At 38.2% G+C, this 18,625-nt stretch carries 18 protein-coding genes and 1 pseudogene; 5 read left to right on the forward strand and 14 right to left on the reverse strand.

Annotated elements, in window-relative coordinates; genetic code table 11:
• Nucleotides 1-159: 159 nt before the first annotated feature.
• Complete coding sequence (locus RDV53_RS09450; RefSeq protein ID WP_005696181.1) at nucleotides 160-1,023, forward strand: fructosamine kinase family protein; 864 nt, start codon at nucleotides 160-162, stop codon at nucleotides 1,021-1,023.
• Nucleotides 1,024-1,085: 62 nt separating this feature from the next.
• On the opposite strand, the gene RDV53_RS09455 is transcribed toward RDV53_RS09450, so the two are convergent.
• Nucleotides 1,086-1,943, reverse strand: coding sequence for an OmpA family protein (locus RDV53_RS09455; RefSeq protein WP_005696182.1), 858 nt, complete (start codon nucleotides 1,941-1,943; stop codon nucleotides 1,086-1,088).
• Between the two features lie 213 nt (nucleotides 1,944-2,156).
• Nucleotides 2,157-3,211: pseudogene (gene sohB, locus RDV53_RS09460) on the reverse strand (protease SohB).
• Nucleotides 3,212-3,351: 140 nt separating this feature from the next.
• Here sohB and asnS point away from each other — a divergent pair.
• Together asnS and can are read left to right on the forward strand one after the other, a co-directional pair.
• Nucleotides 3,352-4,755 carry an asparagine--tRNA ligase gene (gene asnS, locus RDV53_RS09465; protein ID WP_005696185.1) on the forward strand — a complete coding sequence of 468 codons (1,404 nt, stop codon included), beginning with the start codon at nucleotides 3,352-3,354 and terminating at the stop codon, nucleotides 4,753-4,755.
• Nucleotides 4,756-4,884: 129 nt separating this feature from the next.
• Nucleotides 4,885-5,577, forward strand: coding sequence for a carbonate dehydratase (gene can / locus RDV53_RS09470; protein WP_005696187.1), 693 nt, complete (start codon nucleotides 4,885-4,887; stop codon nucleotides 5,575-5,577).
• Between the two features lie 53 nt (nucleotides 5,578-5,630).
• On the opposite strand, the gene bioD is transcribed toward can, so the two are convergent.
• From bioD to rlmE, 8 genes are all read right to left on the reverse strand, one after another.
• On the reverse strand, nucleotides 5,631-6,365 hold the full coding sequence (bioD, locus tag RDV53_RS09475; RefSeq protein WP_032822427.1) for a dethiobiotin synthase: 735 nt from the start codon (nucleotides 6,363-6,365) through the stop codon (nucleotides 5,631-5,633).
• A 101-nt stretch (nucleotides 6,366-6,466) separates the two neighbouring features.
• Nucleotides 6,467-6,733, reverse strand: a complete 267-nt coding sequence (locus RDV53_RS09480; RefSeq protein WP_005696190.1) for a YcgL domain-containing protein — start codon at nucleotides 6,731-6,733, stop codon at nucleotides 6,467-6,469.
• Nucleotides 6,734-6,801: 68 nt separating this feature from the next.
• The gene (locus RDV53_RS09485) at nucleotides 6,802-7,368 is read right to left on the reverse strand and encodes a histone (protein WP_005696191.1); all 567 of its coding nucleotides are present in this window, start codon (nucleotides 7,366-7,368) and stop codon (nucleotides 6,802-6,804) included.
• Between the two features lie 243 nt (nucleotides 7,369-7,611).
• The gene (gene sixA, locus RDV53_RS09490; RefSeq protein WP_005696192.1) at nucleotides 7,612-8,103 is read right to left on the reverse strand and encodes a phosphohistidine phosphatase SixA; all 492 of its coding nucleotides are present in this window, start codon (nucleotides 8,101-8,103) and stop codon (nucleotides 7,612-7,614) included.
• Nucleotides 8,104-8,169: 66 nt separating this feature from the next.
• On the reverse strand, nucleotides 8,170-9,504 hold the full coding sequence (gene glmM / locus RDV53_RS09495; RefSeq protein WP_005696193.1) for a phosphoglucosamine mutase: 1,335 nt from the start codon (nucleotides 9,502-9,504) through the stop codon (nucleotides 8,170-8,172).
• 76 nt (nucleotides 9,505-9,580) lie between these two features.
• Nucleotides 9,581-10,408 (reverse strand): dihydropteroate synthase, encoded by an 828-nt coding sequence (gene folP, locus RDV53_RS09500; RefSeq protein ID WP_005696194.1) that lies wholly within the window; start codon nucleotides 10,406-10,408, stop codon nucleotides 9,581-9,583.
• Between the two features lie 114 nt (nucleotides 10,409-10,522).
• A complete protein-coding gene (gene ftsH, locus RDV53_RS09505; protein WP_032822426.1) occupies nucleotides 10,523-12,421 on the reverse strand; it encodes an ATP-dependent zinc metalloprotease FtsH in 1,899 nt (632 codons plus the stop codon).
• Nucleotides 12,422-12,513: 92 nt separating this feature from the next.
• The gene (rlmE, locus tag RDV53_RS09510; protein WP_005696196.1) at nucleotides 12,514-13,146 is read right to left on the reverse strand and encodes a 23S rRNA (uridine(2552)-2'-O)-methyltransferase RlmE; all 633 of its coding nucleotides are present in this window, start codon (nucleotides 13,144-13,146) and stop codon (nucleotides 12,514-12,516) included.
• 166 nt (nucleotides 13,147-13,312) lie between these two features.
• On the opposite strand from rlmE, the gene yhbY reads away from it, so the two are divergent.
• Nucleotides 13,313-13,612, forward strand: coding sequence for a ribosome assembly RNA-binding protein YhbY (gene yhbY, locus RDV53_RS09515; RefSeq protein WP_005696198.1), 300 nt, complete (start codon nucleotides 13,313-13,315; stop codon nucleotides 13,610-13,612).
• A gap of 32 nt (nucleotides 13,613-13,644) precedes the next feature.
• Here yhbY and greA read toward each other — a convergent pair whose 3' ends face one another.
• A complete protein-coding gene (greA, locus tag RDV53_RS09520) occupies nucleotides 13,645-14,121 on the reverse strand; it encodes a transcription elongation factor GreA (RefSeq protein ID WP_005696199.1) in 477 nt (158 codons plus the stop codon).
• Between the two features lie 152 nt (nucleotides 14,122-14,273).
• Between greA and dacB the strand changes: the two genes are divergently transcribed.
• Nucleotides 14,274-15,713: a serine-type D-Ala-D-Ala carboxypeptidase gene (dacB, locus tag RDV53_RS09525; protein ID WP_005696200.1), complete on the forward strand. Its 1,440-nt coding sequence runs from the start codon at nucleotides 14,274-14,276 to the stop codon at nucleotides 15,711-15,713.
• Nucleotides 15,714-15,839: 126 nt separating this feature from the next.
• Here the strand turns inward: dacB and purF are convergent, their stop codons facing one another.
• The 3 genes from purF to yfbV form a co-directional block, all read right to left on the reverse strand.
• Nucleotides 15,840-17,357, reverse strand: a complete 1,518-nt coding sequence (gene purF / locus RDV53_RS09530; RefSeq protein WP_005696201.1) for an amidophosphoribosyltransferase — start codon at nucleotides 17,355-17,357, stop codon at nucleotides 15,840-15,842.
• Between the two features lie 14 nt (nucleotides 17,358-17,371).
• Nucleotides 17,372-17,863, reverse strand: coding sequence for a CvpA family protein (locus tag RDV53_RS09535; RefSeq protein ID WP_005696203.1), 492 nt, complete (start codon nucleotides 17,861-17,863; stop codon nucleotides 17,372-17,374).
• 103 nt (nucleotides 17,864-17,966) lie between these two features.
• Complete coding sequence (yfbV, locus tag RDV53_RS09540) at nucleotides 17,967-18,413, reverse strand: terminus macrodomain insulation protein YfbV (RefSeq protein ID WP_005696204.1); 447 nt, start codon at nucleotides 18,411-18,413, stop codon at nucleotides 17,967-17,969.
• Nucleotides 18,414-18,625: the final 212 nt, after the last annotated feature.

Genomic DNA, 18,625 nt, shown 5'->3' on the forward strand with positions numbered 1-18,625 from the left:
TGATAATACTAACTTATTAAAAAATCACGCGTTTATTAGTGAATTGATGTTTCAGATGAAAAATGACAAAGATTTTTGCTATTTTTTGAGATATATCACAGTAATTTTTAACATTTTGGATAGAATGAAGAAGAATCGAGCATGTCTAGGAGGCGTATTATGTGGAAATCAATTTCTCAAGTCTTAGCGGATCAATTTGGTGCTTACTATAACATCAAAGAAAAAAACAAAGTACCTGGTGGCGAAGTAAATGAAACTTGGCTTATTACGGATGGAATCCAACCTGTCTTTGTTAAAGTAAATGAACGATCTTATCGTTCAATGTTTCGTGCTGAGGCTGATCAATTAAACCTACTAGGCAAAACCAATACAATCAGACTTCCACAAGTGTATGGCGTAGGCTGTTCCCAAAACCATAGTTTCTTATTATTAGAAGCGCTTCCTATTACTCAACAAACCAATGCAACACCACATTTTGCTGAAGAATTAGCAAAACTCCATCAAGTATCTGGCACTAAAAACTATGGCTTAGATTTTGATACTTGGCTTGGCCCTGAGTATCAACCGAATAAATGGAATGGAAGTTGGGCAAAATTTTTTGCAGAACAACGTATTGGATGGCAATTACAACTTTGTAAAGATAAAGGTTTAGACTTTGGCGACATTGATTTAATTATTGAAAAGGTAAAACACAAACTTTCAAAACATAATCCTAAACCTTCTTTGTTACATGGTAACTTATGGATTGAGAATACCGCTATCGTAGGTAATCAAACCTTTACTTATGATCCTGCATGCTACTGGGGGGATAGAGAATGTGATTTAGCATTCAGTGAGCTTTTCCAACCTTTCTCAGCTGAATTCTATGAAATTTATGAGCGCACTTTCCCACTTGATAAAGAAGGTTTTGAAGAAAGAAAACACCTTTACCAACTTTATTATCTATTAAATTTTAGCCATCGATTCAATGGAAGTTATATCAACTTAACCACTAAGCTAATTGAAGAACTTTTACTTGAATAATTTCTTAAATATCAAAAATAAAAAAGAGCGTAATCATATTACGCTCTTTTTAGGTTTATACATTATTTTTGATAAAGAACTGCTGGACCTTGAGTACCACCATTAGCCTGGCTACCTTCTTGCAATTTTAAAACTGAACCAGAAGCATTTATTTCTACACGGCGATTAGGTCGTAAACAATCTTTTTCTGCTTTACTTCCATGTTTATAGCCGTCACAAGCTTTAACTTGTGGATTTTTACCATAACCAATAGCTGTGATTTCTGATGTCACCCCATCTTGAAGCAAACGAGCTTTAACACGGTTTGCACGACGTTGAGACAAATCTAAGTTATAAGCGTCAGAACCTAAACGGTCGGTATAACCTGCGACTTTTACATCTTTAGCGCCTGTTTCTTTTAATTGCGCAGCCACACTGTCAACAACTTCTTTACCACGTGCTGTTAAAGTATCTTTATCGAAATCAAATAAGAAATCACCGCTTAACGCAAATGATGAATTCCCATTACAACCATTTGGATACCAGAAGAAACTTTGAGCATTATGGTTTTTGTCAAATAATACTTTGTATTGACAGATTTTGTGAACACCATTTTCACGATAGTTGAACACATAATCCCACTCTTCAACACCGTATAAACCTTCAGAGAAGTGCGGACGACCGATTAGGTTATATAATTGGTCTTTGTTCATACCACGTTCGATCATACGAACGTTATCCCAGTTTGGCCATGAACCAAATTGGCTACCATCATGATTGAAACCAGCTTTATCAATCTTAGGCCATACGAGTTGTGGTACTTGTTGACCATCAACTTCTTTATATTCTGGAGTACCAGCTTCTGTAACTTTGCTTAAGTTACCACAAGCAGCAACTGTCGCTACTGCTACTGCAGATAATAAAATACGAGATAATTTCATTTCTTTACCTTTTTACTGTTAAGGTGCAATCCTTGCAAGAAGAACCTACACAACTAAACTTTATAAATTTTACAAATAAAACTATAAGAGTTTCATGGCGTATGGTAGTCATAATTCTTTAACTTGTAAATAAAAAAACATTAAAAAATGATTTTTTATGGAACTTTTTTTGTAAAGTTGTGTAAAGAGTTGTCAAATAAGTAAATTTTTTTCTTATTGAATAAAATCCTGTCCATTTTTTGTTAAATTTCGATGGATAATTCCCTCAATACACTCTTCAGCTTGCTTACCTATTTTTTGTAAAAGTGGCTTTTTCACTTTATATTTCACCGCGATCACAGACTTATCTTTCATTTTTTCAAGAATAATATCATCACTGGTTGCTAACTCATCGACTAGTTGAAGCGCTAAGGCTTGTTGACCGAACCAATGCTCACCAGTTGCGACTTTATCCACATCTAAGTGCGGTCGATTTTGAGCCACAAATTGTTTAAATAATTGATGTGTTTCTTCAAGTTCTGCTTGGAATTTTTGTTTTCCTTTTTCAGTATTTTCACCTAATACTGTGACCGTGCGCTTAAATTCTCCTGCTGTAATCACATCAACATCGACATCATGTTTTTTAACAAACGATGAATATTGGGAATTTGCGCAACCACACCAATAGAACCGATTATCGCAAAAGGCGCAGAAACAATTCTATCTGCCACACAAGCCATCATATACCCACCACTTGCAGCAACCTTATCGACTGCAACAGTTAATTTAATCCCTTTTTGTTTTAAACGAGCTAACTGCGAGGCCGCCAGACCATAACCATGAACAACACCACCAGGGCTTTCTAAACGTAGTAAGACCTCATCATCGGCTTTTGCTACATTAATAATCGCCGAAATTTCTTCTCGAAGTGCGGTTGTTTCTGATGCAGAAATATCACCTTTAAAATCGAGCACATAAACACAAGGTTTAGGCGTTTCTTTCTCACTATTTTTTAATTTCGCTTTTAACGCCTTTGCCTCTTGCTTTTTCGCTTTCTTCTCCGCTTTTTCTGCTTGTTTAAGTTCTTCTTCTGAAAGCTGGAAATCGCGTAAATGCTTTATTGTTTCCTTAAATTCTTCCGAAAGATCTGTCACGACCAATTCACCATGATGTGTTGCATTACGCTGTTTTGCTGAAATGATCATTGCGACAATAGCAGCAATCACAAGTAAAATCGTTAAAATCTCCAAAATAAAAATGCCATAGCCGGTCAAAATATCAGACCACATAGTTTTCTCCTAAAATAAAGTGAAGGCATTATTTTACTGTGCAAGCCTGATTTACACTAACTTTTTATGGAAAATTTTGCGATTTAAGGTAAACTAACGCAGTTTTATTGCCTAATTTATAATGAATTACAGAGGTTTATATGTCTAAAGTTGCATCCATTGTTGATGTGTTACAAGGTAAAATCGCTATTGGCGAAAAAGTTACCGTACGCGGCTGGGTTCGTACCCGTCGTGATTCTAAAGCTGGTCTTTCTTTCCTCGCTGTTTATGACGGCTCTTGCTTTGATCCTATTCAAGTTATCGTCAATAACGATATTGAAAATTACGAAAGTGAAGTATTACGCTTAACAACAGGTTGTTCTGTTATTGTAACAGGCACTATTGTTGAGTCCCCTGCAGAAGGTCAAGCTGTTGAACTTCAAGCTGAAAAAGTAGAAGTGACAGGGTTTGTAGAAGATCCTGATACTTATCCAATGGCAGCAAAACGTCACTCTATTGAATACTTACGTGAAGTGGCTCACTTACGCCCTCGTACGAATATTATCGGTGCCGTGGCGCGTGTTCGTCACTGCTTAGCACAAGCTATTCATCGTTTCTTCCATGAACAAGGTTTCTATTGGGTCGCTACCCCATTAATTACCGCTTCAGATACTGAAGGTGCGGGTGAAATGTTCCGTGTTTCAACACTTGATTTAGAAAACCTTCCTCGTGGTGAAGATGGCAAAGTTGATTTCAGCCAAGACTTCTTCGGAAAAGAGTCATTTTTAACGGTTTCAGGCCAATTAAATGGCGAGACTTATGCGTGCGCATTAAGCAAAATCTATACTTTTGGTCCAACATTCCGTGCTGAAAATTCAAATACCACTCGTCACCTTGCTGAATTCTGGATGGTTGAGCCTGAAGTTGCATTTGCAACGCTTGCTGACAATGCTAAATTAGCAGAAGACATGTTGAAATACGTATTCCGTGCCGTGCTTGCTGAGCGCAAAGATGACTTAAAATTCTTTGAAAAACACGTAGATAAAGATGTGATTACTCGTTTAGAAAACTTCGTAAACTCCGATTTTGCTCAAATTGATTATACCGATGCGATCGACGTGTTATTAAAATCAGGTAAGAAATTCGAATTCCCAGTATCTTGGGGAATCGATTTGTCTTCTGAACATGAACGTTTCTTAGCGGAAGAATATTTCAAATCGCCTGTTGTCGTGAAAAACTATCCGAAAGATATCAAAGCCTTCTATATGCGTTTAAATGATGATGGTAAAACTGTGGCCGCAATGGATGTTCTCGCACCTGGAATTGGTGAAATCATCGGTGGTTCTCAACGTGAAGAACGTTTAGACGTATTAGATAAACGTATGGAAGAAATGGGCTTAAATCCTGAAGATTACTGGTGGTATCGTGATCTTCGTAAATATGGTACCGTACCACATTCAGGTTTCGGTCTTGGTTTTGAACGTTTAATCGTTTATGTAACCGGCGTACAAAATATTCGCGATGTAATTCCATTCCCTCGCGCACCAAGAAATGCAAATTTCTAAAAATATTGTTTAAATTGACCGCACTTTCTTTAAAGTGCGGTCATCATTTTGGGCGATAAATTTATCCCCTAATTTCACTTATTGTGTTTGAATCAATCTTTCAAATACATCACATTAAGGAAAGTAGAAATGGACAAAATTAAACAACTCTTTGCTAACAACTACAGTTGGGCACAAAGAATGAAAGAAGAAAATTCCACTTATTTTAAAGAACTTGCCGATCACCAAACACCTCATTACCTCTGGATTGGTTGCTCAGATAGCCGTGTTCCCGCTGAAAAACTAACAAATCTTGAACCAGGCGAATTATTTGTTCATCGTAATGTAGCCAATCAAGTTATCCATACGGATTTTAACTGTCTTTCAGTTGTGCAATACGCCGTTGATGTACTCAAAATTGAACATATTATTATTTGTGGCCATACAAATTGTGGAGGGATTAAAGCTGCGATGCAGGATCAAGATCTTGGATTGATCAATAACTGGCTACTTCATATTCGTGATATTTGGTTCAAACATGGACACCTATTAGGCAATCTTTCACCGGAAAAACGTGCAGATATGCTCACTAAAATCAATGTTGCAGAACAAGTTTATAACCTAGGACGTACATCTATCGTAAAAAGTGCCTGGGAGCGCGGACAAAAGCTCTCTCTACATGGCTGGGTGTATGATGTCAATGATGGATTCTTAGTGGATCAAGGTGTTATTGCAACCAGCCGGGAAACTCTTGAAATCTCTTATCGTAATGCGATTGCTCGCTTATCTAGCCTTGAAGAAGAAGATATCCTGAAAAAAGAGCTTCCAGAAAACGAAGAATAAAAAAAGTGCGGTTGAAATCTAATGAGTTTTAACCGCAATTTTATTTCAAACGACTATTTAACTAACTCTGTTTGCATATACATCAAACGATCAATATTGGCTAAATAATGTCCTAACTCTTGGGATTCTGGTTTATGAATATAAGGGATTTTACCTAGCAGAGGGGCATCAATCTGAGCCTCTAAAATATCTACCACCTCTTTATAATGCCCTAAGCAAGGATTAATTCGATTTGCAATCCAGCCTAATAAAGGAACGCCTAGTTGTTTAATCACTTGAGCCGTCAACAATGCGTGGTTAATACAGCCTTCTTTAATGCCTACAACCAATACCACAGGCATTTTATGCTCAACGACCCAATCAGCAAAACTCTTACCCTCTGCCATGGGGGTGAGTAAACCAAATGAACCTTCCACCACAACAGATTGATATTTTTGAACTAATGTTGTTAAGGCTTGGTTAATCTTACTTAATTTAATGCGTGATTTATCTCGAGTCAGCATCGGCAAAGAATGAGTAAAAGTATAACTATTCACTTCCTTATAGGATACCGGCTCATTCGTTGCATCCATTAAAGTTAATACATCTGAATTATTCTCAGCATCGTAATCTGTTTTGGGTTCATTGGATTGATTGTCTACAGGATAGATACTTTCTTCACAGCTACAAGCAATCGGCTTATAACCAACAATTCGAACGCCCTTTGCTTGTAATGCCTGAATAATGGCACGGCAGGCAGTGGTTTTGCCCACATCAGTATCTGTACCCGCCACAAAGAAACTACTCATTTTCATTCTCCTTTTAAAAGTGCGGTGAATTTTAAAGGAGTTTTTAAAAAAAATATTGAGTTAACGCAATATTTGAAGATTTTTACGAAAAAATAATAGCGTTATTTGATCTCACTCAAACTATTAAATAACCCATCATTCTGTTTTGGTATCTGAAGGTAAAATCCTTGCTGGGTAATTTTCTCCATGACCTCATCTTTATCAGCATAAACAAGCGGTTTACTTCCCTTCAAATTGAAGGCCATAAGAAACTGTGGCTTACCAAAACTTTGCATTAATATATCCGGTACAGCTGAAAACTCATCTCGTTTGGAAATATAAAGGTAGCAGCCTGGTTTACGTTTACTTTTATAAATTGCACATAACATTCAATTGCTCCAAAAAGAAAAAACCTACCAGATAATCTCTGATAGGTTTTTATTTTACGAAAGTTTAATTATTTAGTCACCGCTTCTTTTACTTCAGCTGCTTTATTTACTGCCGCATCTTTTGCTTCAGAAGCTGAGTTTTTTGCTGCTTCCATTTTAGAAGACATTGCGTCTTTTGCTTCAGCCATTTTACCTGCTGCTGCATCTTTCATTTCAGCTACTTTATCTACTACAGCATCTTTTGTTTCTGAAGCTGAGTTTTTTGCAGCTTCCATTTTAGAAGACATTGCTTCTTTTGCATCAGCCATTTTATTTGCTGCAGCATCTTTCATTTCAACAGCTTTATCTACAACAGCATCTTTTGCTTCAGATGCTGATTTTTTTGCTGCTTCCATTTTATCTGCAGCTGCATCTTTCATTTCAGCTGCTTTATCTGCTGCTGCATCTTTTGCTTTAATTACTGCATTTTTAACATCTGCAGCAGCTTCTTTTGCTGCATCTTTAACTTGTGCAGCTGCGTTTGCTGCTGCATCTTTTGATGCGTCAACTTTTTGAGCGGTTTCTTGTTTATCGAAACAACCTGTTACCGCTAAAGATGTACCTAATACTAATGCGGCTAATACTGATTTTTTCATTGTTACTCTCCATTTTATGGTTAAGAACTAATCCAAAGCCATTTGCTTTGTGCGACTTAGTCTACGCAAAAACACTTAAAAGAAAATACCTTCAAAAAAAATTTACATTTCTAGAGAGATAATTTTTTGAGATTTTCTTTGAAAATCGTTTATAACTTAATGATTTTAAATAAGTTAGATAAAAGTTCCACAGAAAAATTTTTATTTTTTGTAAAGATTGAAAATTCATTTTTTGTACTTTTTTTAATCAAAAACTTCATTTTCTTTTGGGTAATGAAAGGCTTCAATGCTGCCTTTTTCACCATTCCAGTCAATTTGAACAATCGTTGAAGGATAAAAACTAATTGGATTTCGCTTACCGTAAAGCTCTGAAACAATACTCCCCACTAAAGGTAAATGAGAAACGAGTAAAACACTTTCAATGCCTTCTTCTTGCAAGACAGATAGATAATCAGCTACCAGCGTAGCATTACCATAAGGTGTAATTCCATTCCAAATTTCTACATTATTAAGTGTGTTACCTAAGGCTGAATTGACAAGCTCAAACGTTTCTTGCGCTCGTACATAAGGGCTGACAATTACTTTTTGAACTGAAAGTGCGGTTGAATTTAGATGAGTTTTAAGCCATTGTCCCTGTAATATCGACTGTTTTCGACCGTAGTCATTTAAATGCCGAGCCTCATCTGATGAAGCGATAACTTCGGCTTCTCCATGACGCATAATAAAAATTTTCATGTATTGGCTTTCCTAAATAATAAAAATAAATTCTATGATCAAAAATGGGGGCAAGCCCCCACTCAATTAATTTGCTTTCACTGCTTCTGCAATTTCTTCTGCACATTGTTTTGCAAGTGCACCGTCTTCACATTCGACCATAACACGAATCAGTGGCTCTGTACCAGACTTACGCAGTAAAATTCGGCCTTTGCCTTCTAAGCGTTTTTCTACATCAGCGGCTACTGCTTTTACCGCTTCACTTTCTAATGGATTATCACCACCAGCAAAACGAACATTAATCAGGACCTGAGGGAATAATTTCACCGCACTTGCAAGCTCATTTAATGATAAGCGATGTTGAACCATTGCACTTAATACAGCTAATGAGGCAATAATACCATCACCTGTCGTATTTTTATCCGCGATAATAATATGACCAGAGTTTTCTCCGCCTAACGTCCAGTTATGTTCTACCATTTTTTCTAGCACATAACGGTCGCCAACGTTAGCTCGCAAAAAAGGTACACCTAACATTTTTAACGCAATCTCTAAGCTCATATTACTCATTAATGTGCCTACTACGCCACCTTTTAGCTGACCTGAACGTAAAGCTTCACGAGCAATAATGAAAAGGATTTGGTCACCATCTACTTTATTACCTAAGTGGTCCACCATCATAATACGGTCACCATCACCATCATAAGCAAGACCGACATCCGCTTTAGTTTCAAGCACTTTTTCCTGTAACGCTTTTACATCGGTTGCACCACATTTTTCATTGATATTGATTCCGTTTGGATCAGTACCAATTTCAATCACTTCCGCGCCTAATTCACGTAATACATTTGGCGCAATATGATAGGTCGCACCATTTGCGCAATCCACCACAATTTTATAACCATCTAAACCAAGATGTGCAGGGAAAGTGCTTTTACAAAATTCAATATAACGTCCTGCGGCATCACTGATACGGCTTGCTTTACCTAAATCAGCAGACTCCACACAATCCATTGGCTGATCAAGCATGGCTTCAATCGCTTCTTCAATATCATCTGGTAATTTTGTGCCTTGTGAAGAGAAGAATTTAATTCCGTTATCATAATAAGGGTTATGTGATGCAGAAATGACAATCCCAGCCTCAGCGCGGAATGTACGTGTTAAATAAGCAATAGCTGGTGTTGGCATAGGACCAGTAAAAGCTGCCGATAACCCAGCAGCAGCTAAACCAGCTTCAAGTGCAGATTCCAGCATATAACCTGAAATGCGAGTATCTTTCCCGATTAACACCGTACGAGAACCTTGAGAGGCTAAAACCTTACCCGCAGCCCAACCTAATTTCAATGCGAAATCTGGCGTGATTGGATATGTACCTACTTTTCCACGTACACCATCAGTACCAAAATATTTACGATTTGCCATGTTTATTCCTTATTAAATTTGAATAATGATGTTGCAGAAATCATTAGTTCTACAACATATAAAATCTGTTAGTTTTTTACGCTTGTTGCGTTGCCTGCCATACCTTCAAGGCATCTGCCGTTGCAGCTACATCATGTACACGCAAAATTGTCGCACCATTTTGAGCAGCAATTAATGCCCCAGCTACACTTCCTACAACACGTTCAGTCACGGGCTTATCTAATACAGCACCAATCATCGATTTACGTGAAAGCCCTGCTAAAACAGGATATCCACTATCACAGAAGTGAGCCAACTGTTGTAAAAGTTTATAGTTATGCTGTACTGTTTTACCAAAACCAAAGCCCATATCCCAAATAATATTTTCTTTGGCAATGCCCACTGCTAAACAAGCTTGAGTTCTATCGCTTAAAAATTGATAAACATCTTGAACCACATCATTGTAATGTGGATTAGCTTGCATTGTGCGTGGCTGCCCCTGCATGTGCATGATACAAGTGGGTAAATTCAACTGTCCTGCTATTTCTAGTGCGCCAGGTTCACGTAGTGCACGAATATCATTGATTAAATCCATGCCAACTTTAGCTGCTTCTTGCATAACAATTGCTTTAGAGGTATCCACTGAAATCCAACAATCAAAACGTTTTTGCACGGCTTCAACAAGAGGTATCACCCGTTGCAATTCTTCAAACTCAGAGACTTCTTCCGCCATCGGGCGAGTTGACTCTCCTCCAATATCAATAATTGTTGCACCTTCTTTCAGCATCTTTTCAACTTGAAATAATGCCTTGTCTAGACTGAAAAACTGCCCGCTATCAGAAAACGAATCAGGTGTGAAATTCAAAATCCCCATAATTTGAGGGAATGATAAATCTAGACATTTGTTATTAGCATAAAGTTTCATAAAGTGCGGTCAATTTTTAAATCAAATTTGAAAGGTTAGATTATAACGGAATATAGTAATGAAAAGAATGAAATAATAAATAAAAAAGCCTTCCCAATTAGGAAGGCTTTAATTTTATGCTTCAGAATCTTCTGAATGATTAACCGCACTTTCAGTTTTCTGTTCTTGCGGTTTTGCTGTTGGTTTCGTGTCTTTGTTATCTTCCCAACCAGATGGTGGTGTAACAGGTTCACGATTCATTAGTTGTTTGATTTGTTCTTCTTCAATAGTTTCATATTTCACTAACGCATCTTTCATGGCGTGAAGAATATCCATATTGTCGATCAAAATCTGTCTTGCTCTCGCATAGTTACGATTCACAATCGCACGAACTTCTTCATCAATTGCATGTGCTGTTTCATCAGACATATGTTTTGCTTTCGCCATTGAGCGACCTAGGAACACTTCCCCCTCATCTTCGGTATAAAGAATCGGACCTAGTTTATCTGAGAAGCCCCATTGGGTAACCATATTACGTGCAATATTGGTTGCCACTTTAATATCGTTAGATGCACCGGTAGAAATATTTTCTTCACCGTAAATCAAATCTTCTGCTAAACGTCCTGCATAAAGAGTTGAAAGTTTACTTTCTAATTGTTTTTGGCTGATACTAATTTGATCACCTTCAGGCAAGAAGAAAGTCACACCTAATGCGCGGCCACGAGGAATAATCGTGACTTTATGTACAGGATCATGTTCTGGCACTAAGTAACCCACAATCGCGTGACCCGCTTCATGGTACGCTGTCGATTCTTTTTGTTTATCCGTCATGATCATGGTACGACGCTCTGGTCCCATATTGATCTTATCTTTTGCTTTTTCAAACTCAAGCATCGATACAGTGCGTTTATTGCTACGAGCAGCAAATAATGCAGCTTCATTAACCAAGTTCGCTAAATCCGCACCTGAATAACCTGGTGTACCACGAGCAAGTGTCATCGCATCAACATCATCAGCAACAGGCACTTTACGCATGTGTACTTTTAAAATTTGCTCACGGCCTTTCACATCCGGTAAACCCACAACAACTTGACGGTCAAAACGGCCTGGACGAGTTAATGCAGGGTCAAGTACATCTGGACGGTTAGTTGCTGCAATAACAATTACGCCTTCATTACCACCGAAACCATCCATTTCAACTAACATCTGGTTAAGGGTTTGTTCACGCTCATCGTGCCCACCACCTAAACCAGCGCCACGTTGGCGACCTACCGCATCGATTTCATCAATAAAGATTAAGCATGGTGCATTTTTCTTCGCTTGCTCGAACATATCACGTACACGAGAAGCACCAACGCCCACAAACATCTCCACAAAGTCAGAACCTGAAATGGTAAAGAAAGGTACTTTTGCTTCACCCGCAATGGCCTTAGCTAATAAAGTTTTACCTGTACCTGGAGGGCCAACCATCAAAATCCCTTTTGGAATTTTACCACCCAGGTTTTGGAATTTTTTCGGTTCACGCAAGAAATCGACCACTTCACCCACTTCTTCTTTTGCTTCATCACAACCTGCGACATCTGCAAAAGTGACTTTAATTTGGTCTTGGTTCAGCATTTTAGCGCGGCTTTTACCAAAGCTCATGGCTTTGCCACCACCACCTTGCATTTGGCGCATGAAGAAAATCCATACCCCTACAAGGAATAGCATCGGGAACCAAGAAATCAAAATTTGTGATAATAAACTACGTTTTTCAAAAGGCGTACCTTCGATTTTGACTTTTTTATTTAATAAGTCATCTAAGAGTTTTTTATCTTCCAACGGTGGCATAACGGTCATATATTTAGAACCGTCATTTTTGGTCACTGTGATTTCATTCGCATCAAAACGCGCTTCTTTCACTTGACTATTACTCACATCATACACAAAAGTTGTGTAATCTGTTGAGTCACTCACGCCATTGGAGTTAAAACTTTGGTAAGCCGTCATCATTACAACTGCAACCACAACCCATAGAACTAGATTTTTGACCATATCGTTCAAGGTTTAACCTGCCTTTCTTAAGTTAATTAAAATAAAACGAGATACTATCTCATCCGTGACACAATGAAAAGCTATCAAAGCAATTATTCGCCTCTATAACCACTCGCTACAATATAAACTTCACGCGAACGTCCACGAGAGGCCTCTGGTTTACGTACTTTTACAATACTAAACAGTGAACGAATTTCACGCAAATACTCATCGAAGCCTTCTCCCTGGAATACTTTGACCACAAAACTGCCTTTTTTTGCCAAAACTTGCTTACACATATCTAAAGCCAGTTCCACTAAATACATTGCTCGCGGAATATCAACCGATGGCATACCACTAAAATTTGGCGCCATATCAGACATTACTACATCAACTTTTGCTTCACCAACTCGTTCTAATAATGCATTCAGCACATTTTCGTCACGAAAATCGCCTTGCAAGAAATCCACGCCGACAATTGAATTCATATCCAAAATATCACAAGCAATCACTCGGCCCTTTCCACCAATTTGGCTCACAACATACTGTGACCAACCACCTGGTGCAGCACCGAGATCCACCACAGTCATTCCCGGTTTAAACAATTTATCCGTTTGTTGAATTTCATCTAACTTAAAGTAAGCACGTGAGCGTAATTTTTGTTTATGTGCTTTCTGAACAAACGGATCTTTAAAATGTTCGTTTAGCCAACGAGAAGAACTCGCCGAACGTTTTTTCTTTCCCATAATCTCTTTCTTTTGTACTATTTTTTGTAGTAGTTTCGTCTATATTTGGGTACAATCTGCCAAATTCAAGACTAGACTTACCAAAAAGTGCTGAAAAACCACGTTTTTTCTGACCGCTCTTTTCGGTCTTTTTTTGACTCATATTCATCTATTTAAAGGATTCCTTATGACAATATTATCAACAAAACAAAAACAATTTTTAAAAGGACTCGCTCATCACCTTAGCCCTGTCGTTATGCTTGGCGGTAACGGCTTAACCGAAGGTGTATTAGCCGAAATCGATAATGCATTAAATCATCACGAATTAATCAAAGTAAAAATTGCTGGCGCAGATCGCGAAACCAAACAATTAATCATTGATGCGATTGTTCGTGAAACCAAATCATCTAACGTTCAAACCATCGGACATATTTTGGTGCTTTATCGACCAAGCGAGGAAGGTAAAATCCAGCTGCCTCGTAAATAATTGTTATCCCCTCAATTTGAGGGGATGTTTTTTTAGATGTAATTTACTTCAATAATCTCGAACTCAACCGCTCCACCTGGTGTGGTAATATTCACGGTATCATCCAACTCTTTCCCTACCAAGCCACGAGCAATCGGTGAATTCACAGAAATCAAACCTGATTTAATATCTGCCTCATCATCGCCCACAATTTGGTAAGTGACTTCTTCATCAGTATCGGTATTCACTAATACAACTGTCGCACCAAAAATAACTTTTCCGTTATTTGGTAATTTAGTGACATCGATAACCTGACAATTTGCAAGTTTGCTTTCAATTTCTTGAATGCGTCCTTCGCAAAAACCTTGTTGTTCACGCGCAGCGTGATATTCTGCATTTTCTTTTAAGTCACCATGCTCACGTGCTTCTGCAATCGCCTTGATAATTTCAGGGCGACGCTCATTCTTTAAGAAATCTAATTCTTGACGTAATAGCTCCGCACCGCGCACGGTCATTGGAATTTGTTTCATTCTTTTTCCTTGAAATTTGGTAAAAACAAAACCACGACAACGTCTTGCAACCTTGCCGCAGTCAATGAAAAATAAAAAATGATTTACTCTATTGAGTTCGGAGCTTATTATTATTCGTCTTGAGAAAAATAGCAACCATAACAGAACTAAAAATGACTAAAAAATCTTCTATTTCGACTGCACTTAAAGCGGCATTTATCACACTCGGCTTTTCTTTTTCCTCTATGGCTGAAGTTAATGTGGCTTCTATTACCCAATACCTACCTGAAGGTGCTTCTGCGAGTATCATTGCCAAAAACCTTAATAAAGATCAAATTATCGCGGATTACAATGGTTCAACGTTTATGTTGCCTGCCAGTACACAAAAAGTGTTCACAGCCGTTGCTGCTAAATTAGTATTAGGTGATGCCTTCCAGTTTGAAACCTCACTTTTAAGTAACGGAAAAATTCAGAATAATGTTTTAGAAGGCGATCTTATTGTGCAATTTACTGGCGATCCCGATCTAACTAGCGGACAACTTTATAGCCTATTAGCTAATTTAAAAAACCAAGGCATTCAGAAAATCAATGGTGATCTTATTTTAGATACCTCTGTATTTGCTAGCCATGATCGTGGGTTAGGTTGGATTTGGAACGATCTTACGATGTGCTTTAACTCCCCTCCAGCTGCAGCAAATATCGATAATAACTGTTTCTATGCCGAACTAGATGCAAATCAACCTGTAGGTGAAACAGTCAAAATTAACGTTCCTGCTCAATTCCCTATTCAAGTTTTCGGGCAAGTTTATATTGTGGATCAGCAAGAAGCCGGTTATTGCCAGTTAGACGTCGTTGTCCATGACAATAATCGCTATCAGGTAAAAGGCTGTATTGCACGCCAAACTAAACCATTTGGGCTTAGCTTCGCCGTGCAAGATCCAGATGCCTACGCGGCTGCCATTATTCAACGTCAATTAAAACGTCTTGGTATTGAATTTACCGGTCAGGTAAAACAACCTCAAAAACCACAGCAAGGACAAAAACTCGCTCAGCATTTATCTAAACCGTTGCCTGAGCTATTGAAAAAAATGATGAAAAAATCGGATAACCAAATTGCCGATGCCTTATTTAGAGCGGTAGCCTACAACTATTATAAACGCCCTGCTTCATTCCAATTAGGCACATTAGCGGTGAAATCCGTATTACAAAAACAAGGCATTAAATTTGGTAACAGCATTTTAGCCGATGGTTCGGGTCTTTCTCGTCATAATTTAGTTGCACCGAAAACCATGCTTTCAGTCTTGGAATACATCGCTAAAAACGAAGATAAATTACACTTAATGGAAACTTTCCCAATTGCAGGTGTGGACGGCACAATCAGTGGGCGTGGTAGCTTAATTAATCCACCACTGGTGAAAAATGTTATCGCTAAAACTGGCTCACTGAAAGGTGTCTATAACCTTGCCGGTTTTATGACCAATGCACGAGGTGAAAAAGTAGCTTTCGTTCAATTTATCAATGGTTATTCGACTGGTGATTTAGAAAGTAAGACAAAACGAGCACCACTTGTGCAATTTGAAAGTACACTTTATAACGATTTTTATAAAGACTAAAACGCATAAAAAAATGACCGCACTTTGAATACATCAAGTGCGGTCATTTTTCTTTATATTTAACCAAAAAGAAAAAGCACTAAACGCTTCATTGAATTTAGTGCTTTTTGACAATCTTAAACGCGATTAACCTTCATTATGGATTTCAAGGTTGCTTGCATCTTTTTCACGTTTTTTCTTTGCCGAATCACTACGTTGAGAAGCGATGCTATCAAGGTATTCTGGTGTGATATCGCCCGTAATATATTCACCAGTAAAGACTGAACAATCAAAGCCTTGAATAGCTGGATTTTCTTGGCGTACTGATTCAGTCAACGCCTCAAGATCTTGGAAAACTAATTTATCTACGCCAATCAATTTCGCAATTTCATCAACATTGCGGCCATAGGCAATAAGTTCTTGTTTTGTAGGCATATCAATACCGTATACATTCGGATAACGAATTTCTGGTGCCGCAGATGCAAAGTAAATTTTCTTCGCACCTGCTGCTCTAGCCATACTCACAATTTGTTCAGATGTGGTACCACGAACAATAGAATCGTCGACTAATAACACATTTTTGTCTTTAAATTCTGCTTTAATCGTATTGAGCTTGCGACGGACTGAACTGATACGTTGTGCTTGACCAGGCATGATAAATGTACGGCCAACATAGCGATTTTTCACAAAACCTTGACGATACGGTTTGCCTAAGATTTTCGCAATCTGTAACGCAATGTCTGTTGAAGTTTCAGGTACAGGAATCACCACATCAATATTGTCTGCTTCAGCAGCCCATTCTTTTGCAATTTTTTTACCTAAATGTTCGCCCATGTGAACTCGTGCGGCATAGACAGACACACCGTCTATTGTTGAATCAGGACGAGCAAAATAGACATACTCAAAAATACACGGATTTAAGACCGCACTTTCTGCGCACTGCTCAGCATAAAGCTGGCCATCAAAGGTCACATAAATCGCTTCGCCCGGTGCAACATCACGCACTAATTCAAAACCCGCGACGTCTAATGCCACACTTTCAGAGGCAAACATATATTCTACGGAGCCGTTTTCTTCTCGTTTACCTAACACGAGTGGACGAATACCAAACGGATCGCGAAATGCCACCATGCCATGACCAATAATCATCGCTAAGCATGCATAAGCACCACAGATATCTTTGTGTGTCGCACGAATTGCATCAAAAATGTCTTGCGGATCGAGATGATATTTATTCACTCTATCCAAATGGTTGGCAAGGATATTGAGAAGTAATTCTGAATCCGAATTGGTATTTATATGACGACGCGCTTCTTTAAATAATTTATCTTTTAATTCGGCTGAGTTAGTTAAGTTGCCATTGTGAACGAGGGTTAAACCATAAGGTGAGTTAACGTAGAAAGGTTGAGCTTCAGATACGCTTGAACTGCCGGCGGTTGGATAACGTACATGTCCGAGGCCGGCATGACCTTGCAAACGTAACATATGTTCTTGTCTGAATACATCGCTTACAAGACCATTAGCCTTACGCAAACGAAAGCGGTTTTCATCATCGATTGTGACAATCCCCGCTGCATCTTGACCTCGATGCTGTAATAACGTTAATGCTGCATAAATGGATTCATTAACCGGATTTTGGCTAACGATACCGACAATTCCACACATACTGATTGACTACCTTATTGTTTAAAAGTTGAGTTTAAAAAACTAGAACTTGCTTGTAGTTGTTGGAAGAACCATTCAATAATGAAGCCGAAATGAGGAATTAATTTTGATTCTTTCCACCAATCGGTTTGTTCAAAGTTAGTGAAGGTATCCAAGAAGAATAAGATCGCAGCTACGATTAACGCACCACGAATTAAGCCAAATGCCGCACCGAGAACACGATCTGTTCCGGTAAGTCCTGTTTTATCCACTAATTGGCTAATCACATAGTTAACAATGCCACCTACAATTAAGGTTAAAACAAATAAAATGCCGATTGCTGTGCCATTACGCACGTAGTCAGATTCGATTTGAGTAAGATAAGTGGCGAGATAAGGATAAAATTGGCTAGCGACAATAAATGCAACGACCCAACTTGCAAGGGACATCACCTCTCGCACAAACCCACGTAATAAACTCACGATAATCGAAAATGCGATGATGCCAATGATAATGTAATCAATCATTAAATAGTCTCTCAATTAAAAAGGGTCGCCATTGCGACCGCAGTATTTTACATAAAAAACAACAAAAGGAAAACGTTTGCGTCAATTAAATTTTGGCCCTTGGCTAGATTTCCTGCCAAAATGCTTTGTCTAATTTTTGCTGTGCCTTTTGTAGTACTTCTGCCAAGTGCTGATATGTCGGTTTATCTTGCATGGTTGGCGAACTTTCATGTTGTTTTCTTAAACGTTCACTAATCTCATAAAACCACTGAGAACTTTGCGGTTCTAACGGTGATTTTGCACGTTTTCCCAACCAATATAAGCCTTGAAGTGGCATCACTAACGCACAAAGTGCGGTCAAAATAGCAATCGCCAATGCAGTAAGATCCATCTTAGCATAAAGCTGTTGCCAAACCACTGCGAATACCGCCATAAAAGGCATAAATTTTTGTGCAAATTTTGTGGCTTTAATAATGCGATTTTCGGGAAAAATAATGCCGAGCTTCGCTTCTAATGGCCACGTTTGCAAATAAATTTGCCCTTGTTTTAAGGTTGAAAAAAATGATGACATAAAAACATCCTTGAAAATAACCGCACTTATAATACTCTAGTTTAGGTTTAATTGTCATCCCTAACTAGAAACTGTTGAAATTTTCAACTTTTCTAATAAAAAATCGTATTTTTGCCCTCCAGTTAATTTATTTTATACGATAAAAGGTGTATCCTATGTAGGATTTATACTCCGTTCTTTTGAATGGATTTTTATTAACCTCAATCAAAAAT

Origin of the sequence: Haemophilus parainfluenzae ATCC 33392, assembly GCF_031191205.1 — a bacterium.
Taxonomy (GTDB): domain Bacteria; phylum Pseudomonadota; class Gammaproteobacteria; order Enterobacterales; family Pasteurellaceae; genus Haemophilus_D; species Haemophilus_D parainfluenzae.

Bases quoted from the DNA above. Each gene is read 5' to 3' on its own strand.
- RDV53_RS09450 (WP_005696181.1), top strand. From the start codon at position 160: ATGTGGAAATCAATTTCTCAAGTCTTAGCGGATCAATTTGGTGCTTAC.
- RDV53_RS09455 (WP_005696182.1), bottom strand. From the start codon at position 1,943: ATGAAATTATCTCGTATTTTATTATCTGCAGTAGCAGTAGCGACAGTT.
- asnS (WP_005696185.1), top strand. From the start codon at position 3,352: ATGTCTAAAGTTGCATCCATTGTTGATGTGTTACAAGGTAAAATCGCT.
- can (WP_005696187.1), top strand. From the start codon at position 4,885: ATGGACAAAATTAAACAACTCTTTGCTAACAACTACAGTTGGGCACAA.
- bioD (WP_032822427.1), bottom strand. From the start codon at position 6,365: ATGAGTAGTTTCTTTGTGGCGGGTACAGATACTGATGTGGGCAAAACC.
- RDV53_RS09480 (WP_005696190.1), bottom strand. From the start codon at position 6,733: ATGTTATGTGCAATTTATAAAAGTAAACGTAAACCAGGCTGCTACCTT.
- RDV53_RS09485 (WP_005696191.1), bottom strand. From the start codon at position 7,368: ATGAAAAAATCAGTATTAGCCGCATTAGTATTAGGTACATCTTTAGCG.
- sixA (WP_005696192.1), bottom strand. From the start codon at position 8,103: ATGAAAATTTTTATTATGCGTCATGGAGAAGCCGAAGTTATCGCTTCA.
- glmM (WP_005696193.1), bottom strand. From the start codon at position 9,504: ATGGCAAATCGTAAATATTTTGGTACTGATGGTGTACGTGGAAAAGTA.
- folP (WP_005696194.1), bottom strand. From the start codon at position 10,408: ATGAAACTTTATGCTAATAACAAATGTCTAGATTTATCATTCCCTCAA.
- ftsH (WP_032822426.1), bottom strand. From the start codon at position 12,421: ATGGTCAAAAATCTAGTTCTATGGGTTGTGGTTGCAGTTGTAATGATG.
- rlmE (WP_005696196.1), bottom strand. From the start codon at position 13,146: ATGGGAAAGAAAAAACGTTCGGCGAGTTCTTCTCGTTGGCTAAACGAA.
- yhbY (WP_005696198.1), top strand. From the start codon at position 13,313: ATGACAATATTATCAACAAAACAAAAACAATTTTTAAAAGGACTCGCT.
- greA (WP_005696199.1), bottom strand. From the start codon at position 14,121: ATGAAACAAATTCCAATGACCGTGCGCGGTGCGGAGCTATTACGTCAA.
- dacB (WP_005696200.1), top strand. From the start codon at position 14,274: ATGACTAAAAAATCTTCTATTTCGACTGCACTTAAAGCGGCATTTATC.
- purF (WP_005696201.1), bottom strand. From the start codon at position 17,357: ATGTGTGGAATTGTCGGTATCGTTAGCCAAAATCCGGTTAATGAATCC.
- RDV53_RS09535 (WP_005696203.1), bottom strand. From the start codon at position 17,863: ATGATTGATTACATTATCATTGGCATCATCGCATTTTCGATTATCGTG.
- yfbV (WP_005696204.1), bottom strand. From the start codon at position 18,413: ATGTCATCATTTTTTTCAACCTTAAAACAAGGGCAAATTTATTTGCAA.